This window comes from Rhodopseudomonas sp. WA056 (assembly GCF_010906995.1).
GTDB classification, from domain to species: Bacteria; Pseudomonadota; Alphaproteobacteria; order Rhizobiales; family Xanthobacteraceae; genus Rhodopseudomonas; species Rhodopseudomonas palustris_G.
The window spans coordinates 18,248-28,729 of record NZ_QPFS01000058.1 but is presented as its reverse complement, the minus strand read 5'-3'; the positions used below and the strand labels follow the sequence as shown (position 1 = coordinate 28,729).

Genomic DNA, 10,482 nt, shown 5'->3' with positions numbered 1-10,482 from the left:
GGTCTGCTCCCTCTCCCCGCAAGCGGGGAGAGGGAGCAGACCTCCCCCCTCCTCGTCGTCGAAAAACTGGTGAAGGAATATCCGCGTCAGGGTGCGACCGCGACGTTGAGCCGGCTATTCGCGCGCGGACCGGCGCCGGAGCCGGAGGTGTTTCGCGCGGTCGACGGTATCAGCTTTCAGATCGGCCACGGCGAAAGCGTCGGGCTGGTCGGCGAGTCCGGCTGCGGCAAGTCGACCACCTCGATGATGCTGATGCGGCTGCTCGACCAGACCTCGGGCCGGATCGTATTCGATGGCGAGGAGATCGGCACCATCCTGCCGCAACGCTTCGCGCGGCTGCCGCTGCGCAAGTCGATCCAGATGGTGTTTCAGGATCCGACCGACAGCCTCAACCCGCGCTTCACCGCGGCGCGCGCGATTGCCGATCCGATCCTGCAGCTCGGCGATATCAAGGGCGGCGCTGCGGTGCGGGCACGCTGCGAAGAGCTGGCCACGCAGGTCGGCCTGCCGCTCGATCTGCTCGACCGCTTTCCGCATCAGCTCTCCGGCGGTCAGAAGGCCCGTGTCGGCATCGCCCGCGCGATCGCGCTGAAGCCGAAACTGATCATCCTGGACGAGCCGACTGCGGCGCTCGACGTTTCGGTGCAGGCCGTGGTGCTGAACCTGCTGCAGGATCTCAAGCAGTCGATGGGGATGAGCTACCTTTTCGTGTCGCACGACCTCAACGTCGTGCGACTGCTGTGCGACCACGTCATCGTGATGCGCTCGGGGCGGATCGTCGAGCAGGGAACATCGGAGCAGGTGTTGGGCAGCCCGAAGCACGACTACACCCGCGAACTCCTCACCGCGATCCCGCATCCGCCGCTGCCGGTGACGTGATGACACGACACACAAATCTCCATGGTCATTCCGGGGGGCTCGCGCCAGCGAGCGAACCCGGAATCTCGCTGTTATCATCTCAGGATTCCGGGTTCGCGCTGCGCGCGCCCCGGAATGACCAGCCGGTTAATTGAAAGGGACCTGCTTTGACCGACTCTCTCGACTCCTACATCGACGCCGTTGCCGCTGCACTCGGTCTGCCGATCGATCCGGCATCGAAGCCGGCGGTGCGGGCCAATCTCGAAGTCTCGCTGAAGCTGGGGCGGATGGTCGATGAATTTCCGCTTCCCGACGAGACCGAGCCTGCGAGCGTGTTCCGTGCCTGAGGTCAATACCGCCATGTCCACCGACTGGATGACCGCCGCCGAGATCGCCGCCGCCGTCAAGGACGGGACGACGACGGCCATCGCCGCCACCGAGGCTGCGCTCGCACGCATCGCCAAGGCCGACGCAACGCTCAATGCGTTCACCGACATCGTCGCCGAGCGGGCTCGTGCGCGCGCCGGAGAAATCGACGCGGCGCTCGCGCGCGGCGACAGCGTCGGCCCGCTGGCCGGCGTGCCGTTCGCGGTGAAGAACTTGTTCGACGTCGCCGGGCTCGCCACCCGGGCCGGCTCCAAGATCAACCGCGACCGCAGCCCGGCCGCCAGTGACGCACCGCTGATCAAGCGGCTGGAAGCGGCCGGCGCCGTGCTGATCGGCGCGCTCAACATGGGCGAATACGCCTACGACTTCACCGGCGAAAACATCCACGACGGCCCGTCGCGCAATCCGCACGACCCGAGCCGGATGACCGGCGGATCCTCCGGCGGATCGGGCGCCGCCGTCGCGGGCGGCGAGGTGCCGCTGGCGCTCGGCTCCGACACCAACGGCTCGATCCGGGTACCGTCGTCGCTGTGCGGCATCTTCGGCCTGAAGCCGACCTACGGACGGCTGCCGCGCACCGGCACGTTCCCGTTCGTGGCGAGCTTCGATCATCTCGGCCCGCTGGCGCGCAGCGTCGGCGATCTGGCGCTGGCCTACGACGCGATGCAGGGACCGGACGATGGCGACGACGCCTGCACGGCGCGGGCGCCGGAGCCGGTCTCCGGCCTGCTTACGCAAGGCCTCGACGGCCTGCGGATCGCGAAAGCCGGCGGTTACTTCGGGACCAACCTGTTCCCGGAAGCCGAGGAAGCCGTGGGCCGCGTGGTGAAGGCGCTCGGCGTCACCCGCTCGGTCGAGCTGCCGGAGGCCGCCCGCGCCCGCGCCGCGGCTTACGTGATCAGCACGACCGAAGGCGCGTCACTGCATCTCGACCGGCTGCGGCAGCAGCCGAATGACTTCGATCCCGCGGTGCGCGACCGGCTGCTCGCCGGCGCGATGGTGCCGGCGCCGCTGGTCGACCGCGCGCAGAAGTTCCGCCGCTGGTACCGCGCCCGCGTGCTCGAATTGTTCGAGCAGGTCGACGTCATCATCGCGCCGGCCACGCCCTGCGTTGCGCCCAAGCTCGGGCAGGTTACCTTCACGCTGGGCGGCGTCGAACTGCCGGTGCGTGCCAACGTCGGCATCCACACTCAGCCGATCTCGTTCATCGGCCTGCCGGTGGTAGCCGCCCCAATACCGCTCGAGCCACTGCCGATCGGGGTGCAGATCATCGCCGCGCCGTGGCGCGAGGACATCGCGCTGCGCGTCGCCGCAGCGCTGGAGCGCGCCGGCGTCGCCCGCGCGCCGCGACCAAAGGATTTCTGACCATGGATATCGATCTGCCGGACGTCGTCGCCGAGGTCAGCGCAGCCTTCGCCAGGTACGAGACTGCGCTCGTCGGCAACGACGTCGCCACGCTCAACGAGCTGTTCCACAACGACCCACGGACGCTGCGCTACGGCGGCGGCGAGAATCTCTACGGCTACGCCGAGATCCAGGCGTTTCGCGCCGCGCGCTCGCCAGTCGGACTGATGCGCTCCACCGCACGCACGGTGATCACGTCTTACGGCCGCGACACCGCGGTCGCGTCGACCTTGTTCTACCGCGACAACGCGCCCGGCAAGGTCGGCCGGCAGATGCAGACCTGGGTACGGTTTCCCGAAGGCTGGCGCATCGTCGCGGCGCATGTCAGCATGATCGACGAACCGCGGGAATCGCCATGAGCGTCCACGAGGCATCGACTCCGCGCAAAACGAAGTCGCTTCCCGAACCGGCGCGCGTAGTCGCTCCGGACGCGCGGATCGCCCGCCCCCCGCCGCCGGTGAAGATCACCCGTGCCGAGGAACTGCGGCGTCAGCTCGCCGACGAGATCGTGCGCGGCACGCTGCGCCCGGGCGCGGCCCTCGACGAAACCGAGATCGCGCAGCGCTTCAAGGTGTCGCGGACGCCGGTGCGCGAGGCGCTGCGGCAGCTCGTCGCCAACGGACTCGTCGAGTCGCGCCCGCATCACGGCGCGGTAGTGGCGCAGCCATCGTTCGAACGGCTGACCGGCATGTTCGAAGCGATGTCCGAACTCGAAGCAATGTGCGCGAGCTTTGCGGCCGAGCGGATGACGCCGCTGGAGCGCCGGACGCTGGAAACGATTCACGAAGAGCTGCGGATGCTCAGCTCGCAGGGCAATCCGGAGCGCTTCCACGACGTCAACGAGCACTTTCACAACGCGATCTATGCGGGCGCGCATAATGACTACATCGCCGAGATCACGCTGGCGACGCGGGTGCGGGTGCAGCCGTTCAGACGAGCGCAGTTCCGCAATCTCGGACGGCTGGCGAAGTCACATGCCGAACACGACCAAGTCGTGATCGCGATCCTGCGCGGCGACCGAGACGGCGCCGCAAGTGCAATGCGCCACCACATCGATCTGGTGCGCGACGAATACGAAATCTACGCGGTGTCCTTATGAACAAGTTCGAAACCATCAGTGAAATCGTAGCCGCGCATCGCGCCGGCACCAGCACGCCGGCGCAGACGATCGCGCGCTGCTATCAACGCATCCGCGCCTATGCGGACCCGGCGCTGTTCATCACCTTGCGCGACGAGGCCGATGCGGTCGCCGAAGCGGTCGCGCTGGCGGCGCGGGATCCGTCGCTGCCGCTCTACGGCGTGCCGGTCGCGGTGAAGGACAATATCGACGTCGCCGGCCTGCCGACCACCGCGGCCTGTCCGGCGTTTTCGTATCAGCCGGCGTGCGACGCCACAGCGGTCGCCAAGCTGCGGGCCGCCGGCGCGATCGTGATCGGCAAGACCAATCTCGATCAGTTCGCCACCGGTCTCGTCGGCGTGCGCTCGCCTTACGGCGTCCCCCGCAACGCAATCCGCAGCGACCTCGTGCCCGGCGGATCGAGCTCCGGCTCGGCGGTCGCGGTCGGCGCCGGTCTGGTGCCGCTGTCGCTCGGCACCGATACGGCCGGCTCCGGCCGGGTGCCCGCGATGCTCAACAACATCGTCGGGCTGAAGCCGAGCCTCGGAATGATCTCGACCGCGGGCGTCGTGCCGGCCTGCCGCACGCTCGACTGCGTCTCGGTGTTCGCACTGACCACCGACGATGCATTGACGGCGCTGCGGGTGATGGCGGCGCCGGACGCCGAAGATCCGTTCTCGCGCGATCGGCCGGTGGCGGCAGTCAGCGCGATGCCGAGCCGGGTGCGGCTCGGCGTGCCGCAAAAAGGCCAATTGCAGTTCTTCGGTGATGATCTTTCGGCGCGCGGCTACGAGGACGCGCTCGATCACTGGCGGCGGCTTGGCGCGGAGCTGGTCGAGATCGACGTCGAACCGCTCTACGAGACGGCGCGGCTGCTCTACGAGGGCCCGTGGGTCGCCGAACGCTACCTGACGATCCGGGAGCTGCTCGAGACCCAGCCGGACGCGGTGCACCCGGTGACGCGGCAGATCACGCTCGCCGGTGCCAAGCTGTCCGCCGCCGACACCTTCGCGGCGTTGTATCGATTGCAGGCGCTGCGCAAGCACGCGGAGCGCAGCTTTACGGGGATCGACGCGCTGGTGCTCCCCACCGCACCGACCGCCTACACGGTCGAAGAGGTGCAGGCCGACCCGATCACGCTCAACAGCCGCCTTGGCACCTACACCAATTTCGTCAATCTGCTCGACCTCTGCGGCCTCGCGGTGCCGGCGTCGATCCGCAACGACGGCATTCCGTTCGGCATCACTCTGCTGGCGCCCGCTGGCCGCGACGCCGAACTCGCCAGCCTCGGCCGCGTCTTCCATGCCGACACCGCGCTGCCGATGGGCGCCGGCGACCGAGCGCAGCCACCGCTTGCGGCGATCACGGCCGGCGATGCCAGCGACGAGATCGCGATCGCGGTGGTCGGCGCGCATCTCTCCGGGATGCCGCTGAATCACGAGCTCACCACTCGCGGCGGCCGGCTGCTGTCCGTCACCGCCACCGTTCCGGACTACAAGCTGTATGCGCTGAAGGGCACCACGCCGCCGAAGCCGGGCCTGCTTCGCGTGGCGCCCGGAGCCGGCGCAGCAATCGCGCTGGAGGTATGGGCGCTGTCGCCTGCGGCATTCGGCACGTTCGTCGCGGCGATCCCCTCGCCGCTGTCGATCGGCACGCTGACGCTCGCCGACGGCGCCAAGGTAAAAGGCTTCCTCGCCGAACCTGAAGCGCTCGCGGGCGCCCGCGATATCTCGCATTTCGGCGGCTGGCGAGCCTACATGGCGGAGCTTGCGGCGACCGGCTGAAACCGGCGTCGCAATCAACGGAAGAAGACTTCCTGATTGCGGCGCTCGAGCTCGGTGGAATAGGTCCGCAACACATGCGCCTCGCTGACCGTCCCGATCGCCCGGCGGTCCCCGGCGTTGTCGATCACCACCAGGACGTCGGCCTCACTGCGGTCGAACGCCGCCAGAATGTCGCGCACGGAGACCTGCGGCAGCAGGAACTGATCGACCTGCTGCGCCAGGGTCTCCAGCGACGCATCGCCGGCCTCGGCGACACCGTGCAGTTCGGCCGAGTTGGCAAGGCCGGCATAGCTGCCGTCGGCATGCCGCAACACGATGTGTTTGACCCGACCGGGCGGAAACAGCTTCTGCGCCTCGGCGATCGGCAGGTCCGCCGGCGCGGTCGGAAAATCGGTTCGCATCAGGGTCGCGGCGCTGATCTGCTTGACCCAGCCGATGTCCTGGGGTCCGCGGATGGTCTCGCCGCGAAGATGGAAGCGCCAGGTCGCGAAGCTGTAGCCAAACAGTTCGCGCACGATCAGGGCGCTCGTGGATGCGGCGACCACGGCCCCGATCGTCACCCAGAAATCGCCGGTCAGTTCGAGCGCCAGACAGATCATGCTGAACGGCGCGCCGATCACCCCGGTCCCCAGCGCCACCATCCCCGCCACCGCGGCGGTGCCGGGCTGTAGCGCGATGTCCGGGACATACGGCATCAGCACCGTGCTGTAGAGCTGCCCGATCAGCGATCCGAGCATCAGCGAGGCGAAGAACAGGCCGCCGCGGAAGCCGGCGCCGAGCGAAATCGCCGACGCCAGCGTCTTCAGGATCAGCGTCGTCAGAAGCATCAGCCAGGTCGGATTGCTCATCAGCAGAAGCTGCATCGCGCCGTGGCCCGAGCCGAGCACGGTCGGACTGAGCAATGCCAGGCCACTGAGGAACAGCGCGCCGATCAGCAGCCGCGGCGTGCCGCGCCATACGGTGATGCGCTGAAACGTCCGCTCCGAGAACGCCACCGCCAGCATCACCAGGATGCTGAAGAACGCGCACAGCACGCCGAGCAGCATGGTCTGGCCGATCATCTCCACCGAAGCCGGCGTCGGCACGCCGGGGATCTGCAGAAACGACGGATGCACGAGATGCCGAATTACCAGCCAGGACGACACCGCGCTGGCGATCACCGGCACCAGACTCGCCGAGGTGTAGGCGCCGAGTACGACTTCGAAAGCGAAAAACGCCCCGGCGAGCGGCGCGGTGAACGCCGCGCTGATCGCGCCGGCAGCGCCGCAGGCAACCAGCAGCCGCATGTCGGCGCGCCGGGCGGCGAGGCGCTGGCCGATTTGTGAGCTGAATGCCGCGCAGATCTGGGTGTAGCCGGCTTCGAGGCCCACAGATGCGCCGCAGCCGTTCGAAATCAACGTCTGCAGCGAAATCAGCAGACTGCCGCGCATCGACACCCGTCCGCCGTACAGCGCGTTAGCTTCGATCGCGTCGGCGAGCCGCCCCCTGAACCGGCCGGCATAGAACGCCCCGATGATCGCCAGAACGATGGCGCCGCACAGCGGCACCAGCAGGATCCGCTGCCAAGAAATCACCCCATTGGCGCTGAGCCGGGTGCCGAACGGGATGCCGAACAGCACCGCATGGGCGAACTCGCTCAGGTGCCAGATGATCGCCACCAACAGGCCGGACAGCAGCCCGATCACCACCGCGACGATCACCAGCCCGATTTCCCGGTTGCGAACGAAGTTGCGCACCACGGCAGGCAGTCGCCACGGAGTGGACGCCGCCGACGCCGCGGAGGCGGGGCCTGAAACAGCGGGCGTATCCGGGCGTGAGACGACGCTCATCGGGCGGCCCCGCCGGAATGGACATTCATCGACATCGGGCGAGGCACATGGCTGCGGGCGATCCTCGGGAAGATACAAGCCCGTGCCGGCTCGGACGCCGCACGAACTCGCCTGATTGGCGCCAGCTTCTACCGGCTGATCAGACGGACCACCAGTGCAGAGCTGGCAACCAAATAAGGCGGCATCGTCGGGCTCGATTTTCGTCGTTTTGTCTGTATGGTCCGAGGGTTGTCAGGGAGGAACAGGATGACTGGCAGAGCGGTGATCGGCGTGATCGGCAACGCCCATCTCGTCGATAATCGGTTTGCGGTCCAGCATGTCGGGGAACGCAATCTACGTGCGGTCGCCGAGGTCGCAGGCGCGCTGCCGCTGATGTTCGGCGGCTCGGCCGAGTTCACCGACGTCGAGGATCTGCTCGCGGTGGCCGATGGCATCCTGCTGACCGGCGGCCGCGCCAACGTGCATCCGACGCATTTCAAAACTGAGCCCGATCCCCGTCACGAACCGTACGACCAGCCGCGCGACGACCTGGCGCTGGCACTAGTGCGCACCTGCGTCGAGCGCGGCGTGCCGCTGTTCGGGATCTGCCGCGGCTTTCAGGAGATGAACGTCGCCTATGGCGGCTCGCTGCATCCGGAGATCCGCGAATTGCCGGGGCGGATGAACCACCGCATGCCGCGACTGGAGAACGGTGAGGTCCATCCCGATCCGACCGTGGTGTTCGCCGACCGTCACGACGTGCAGCTCACGCCCGGCGGCGTGTTCGCCCGGCTGCTCGGCCGCGATCTGATCCGGGTGAATTCGCTGCACGGGCAGGGCATCCTCGAGCCCGGCCCGCGTATCGTGATCGAAGGCATCGCCGAAGACGGCACCATCGAGGCGATCCGCATTGCGGACGCCCCGGGCTTCGCGCTCGGCGTGCAATGGCACGCCGAGTACGACCCGCAGGTCAATCCGATCAACCGCGCGCTGTTTCTCGCCTTCGGCGAAGCCGTCGCCGCGTATCGTGGCACGCGGCAACAGCCGTTCGCCGCGCTCCGACGGTCGGGCTGAAACAAACTGTTAGCTGGTTCCTAAGCGACGTCATGGCCGGGCTTGTCCCGGCCATCCACGTCTTTCTCGCGAGCCCGTCATGCCCGGCAAACAAGGCCGGGCATGACGATGAGAGGCGTTAGAGCTTTAGTTCTTACCGAACCGGCGCTTGACGTCGCGCACCGCGCCGTTGGCGGCGCTGGTGGTCAGCATCGCGTAGGCCTGCAGCGCCGCAGAGACGTTGCGCTTGCGGTCCTTCGGCGTCCAGGCGGCTTCGCCGCGCGCCCGCTCCTCCTCGCCGCGCTTGGCGAGTTCGGCTTCGGAGACGTCGAGGCTGATGGTGCGGTTCGGAATGTCGATCGAGATCCGGTCGCCGTCGCGCACCAGGCCGATCAGGCCGCCTTCCGCCGCTTCCGGCGAGACGTGGCCGATCGACAGGCCCGAGGTGCCGCCCGAGAAGCGACCGTCGGTGATCAGCGCGCAGGCTTTGCCGAGGCCCTTCGACTTCAGGTAGCTGGTCGGATACAGCATCTCCTGCATGCCCGGACCACCGCGCGGACCTTCGTAGCGGATCACCACGACGTCGCCGGCGACGATCTTGTTGGTCAGGATCGCCGACACCGCGTCGTCCTGGCTCTCGAACACCTTGGCGGGCCCCGAGAACACCAGCACCGACGCGTCGACGCCCGCGGTCTTCACGATCGAGCCGTCGAGCGCGATGTTGCCGTACAGCACGGCGAGACCGCCATCCTTGCTGAAGGCATGCGCGGCGTCGCGGATCACGCCCTTCTCACGGTCAAGATCGAGCTCGTCGTAGCGGCGGTCCTGGCTGAACGCGGTCTGCGACGGCACGCCGCCGGGCGCCGCGCGGAAGAAGGTGCGGACGCTCTCGCTGTTGCTCTGGCGGATGTCCCAGCGCGCCAGCGCGGCGCCGAGCGTTTCGGAATGCACCGTGGTGCACGAGGTATCCAGCAGCCCGGCGCGGTCGAGTTCGCCGAGGATCGCCATGATGCCGCCGGCGCGGTGCACGTCTTCCATGTGAACGTCGGACACCGACGGCGCGATCTTGCTCAGGCACGGCACCCGGCGCGACAGCCGGTCGATGTCCTTCATCGAAAAGTCGAGTTCGGCTTCGCGGGCCGCGGCGAGCAGATGCAGCACGGTATTGGTCGAACCGCCCATCGCGATATCCAGCGTCATCGCGTTCTCGAACGCCTTGAAGCTGGCAATGTTGCGCGGCAGTACCGAGGCGTCGTCGTTCTCGTAGTAACGCCGTGCCAGATCGACGATGGTGTGGCCGGCCTCGACGAACAGCCGCTTGCGATCGGCGTGGGTGGCGAGCACCGAGCCGTTGCCCGGCAGCGACAGCCCGAGCGCCTCGGTCAGGCAGTTCATCGAGTTCGCCGTGAACATGCCGGAGCACGAGCCACAGGTCGGGCACGCCGAGCGCTCCATCGTCTGCACGTCTTCGTCGCTCATCGCGCTGTCGGCGGCGGCGACCATGGCGTCGATCAGGTCGACCGCGTGGGTCTTGCCCTTCAGCACCACCTTGCCGGCTTCCATCGGACCGCCGGAGACGAACACCGCCGGAATGTTGAGCCGCATCGCGGCCATCAGCATGCCTGGCGTGATCTTGTCGCAGTTGGAGATGCACACCATCGCGTCGGCGCAATGCGCATTGACCATGTACTCGACGCTGTCGGCGATCAGTTCGCGCGAGGGAAGCGAATACAGCATGCCGTCGTGGCCCATCGCGATGCCGTCGTCGACCGCGATGGTGTTGAACTCCTTGGCGACGCCGCCGGCCGCTTCGATCTCGCGCGCGACGAGCTGGCCGAGATCCTTCAGATGGACGTGGCCCGGCACGAACTGGGTGAACGAGTTGACCACCGCGATGATCGGCTTGCCGAAATCGCTGTCCTTCATGCCGGTGGCGCGCCACAGGCCGCGCGCGCCGGCCATATTGCGGCCGTGGGTCGTCGTTCTCGATCGATAAGCAGGCATTGAACTGTTCCGTGAAATTGTCCGTCGCCGGAAAGGCGCGCCGGCGGCCGAAAACAGGCTTCAGTGA

General features: G+C 67.7%; 9 protein-coding genes. 7 read left to right on the top strand and 2 right to left on the bottom strand.

Going from position 1 to position 10,482, the window contains the following annotated elements; all coding sequences use genetic code 11:
• The 6 genes from DU475_RS13170 to atzF form a co-directional block, all read left to right on the top strand.
• Nucleotides 1-879 (top strand): ABC transporter ATP-binding protein (locus tag DU475_RS13170; protein ID WP_164632390.1); only part of this gene is annotated, 879 nt, incomplete at its 5' end.
• Nucleotides 880-1,025: 146 nt separating this feature from the next.
• Entirely contained in the window at nucleotides 1,026-1,205 is a 180-nt protein-coding gene (locus DU475_RS13165) for a DUF4089 domain-containing protein (protein ID WP_164632389.1), read from the top strand.
• A gap of 28 nt (nucleotides 1,206-1,233) precedes the next feature.
• Nucleotides 1,234-2,610 (top strand): AtzE family amidohydrolase, encoded by a 1,377-nt coding sequence (locus tag DU475_RS13160; protein ID WP_164632391.1) that lies wholly within the window; start codon nucleotides 1,234-1,236, stop codon nucleotides 2,608-2,610.
• 2 nt (nucleotides 2,611-2,612) lie between these two features.
• The gene (gene hpxZ / locus DU475_RS13155; RefSeq protein WP_164632388.1) at nucleotides 2,613-3,008 is read left to right on the top strand and encodes an oxalurate catabolism protein HpxZ; all 396 of its coding nucleotides are present in this window, start codon (nucleotides 2,613-2,615) and stop codon (nucleotides 3,006-3,008) included.
• Entirely contained in the window at nucleotides 3,005-3,748 is a 744-nt protein-coding gene (locus tag DU475_RS13150) for a GntR family transcriptional regulator (RefSeq protein WP_164632387.1), read from the top strand. The genes hpxZ and DU475_RS13150 overlap by 4 nt, the downstream gene beginning before the upstream one ends.
• The gene (gene atzF, locus DU475_RS13145) at nucleotides 3,745-5,550 is read left to right on the top strand and encodes an allophanate hydrolase (RefSeq protein WP_164632386.1); all 1,806 of its coding nucleotides are present in this window, start codon (nucleotides 3,745-3,747) and stop codon (nucleotides 5,548-5,550) included. Before DU475_RS13150 ends, atzF begins: the two co-directional genes overlap by 4 nt.
• A gap of 14 nt (nucleotides 5,551-5,564) precedes the next feature.
• Here the strand turns inward: atzF and DU475_RS13140 are convergent, their stop codons facing one another.
• On the bottom strand, nucleotides 5,565-7,286 hold the full coding sequence (locus DU475_RS13140; RefSeq protein WP_349644186.1) for a chloride channel protein: 1,722 nt from the start codon (nucleotides 7,284-7,286) through the stop codon (nucleotides 5,565-5,567).
• 339 nt (nucleotides 7,287-7,625) lie between these two features.
• On the opposite strand from DU475_RS13140, the gene DU475_RS13135 reads away from it, so the two are divergent.
• Nucleotides 7,626-8,432, top strand: coding sequence for a gamma-glutamyl-gamma-aminobutyrate hydrolase family protein (locus DU475_RS13135; RefSeq protein WP_164632384.1), 807 nt, complete (start codon nucleotides 7,626-7,628; stop codon nucleotides 8,430-8,432).
• Nucleotides 8,433-8,558: 126 nt separating this feature from the next.
• Here DU475_RS13135 and ilvD read toward each other — a convergent pair whose 3' ends face one another.
• Entirely contained in the window at nucleotides 8,559-10,415 is a 1,857-nt protein-coding gene (ilvD, locus tag DU475_RS13130) for a dihydroxy-acid dehydratase (protein WP_164632383.1), read from the bottom strand.
• Nucleotides 10,416-10,482: the final 67 nt, after the last annotated feature.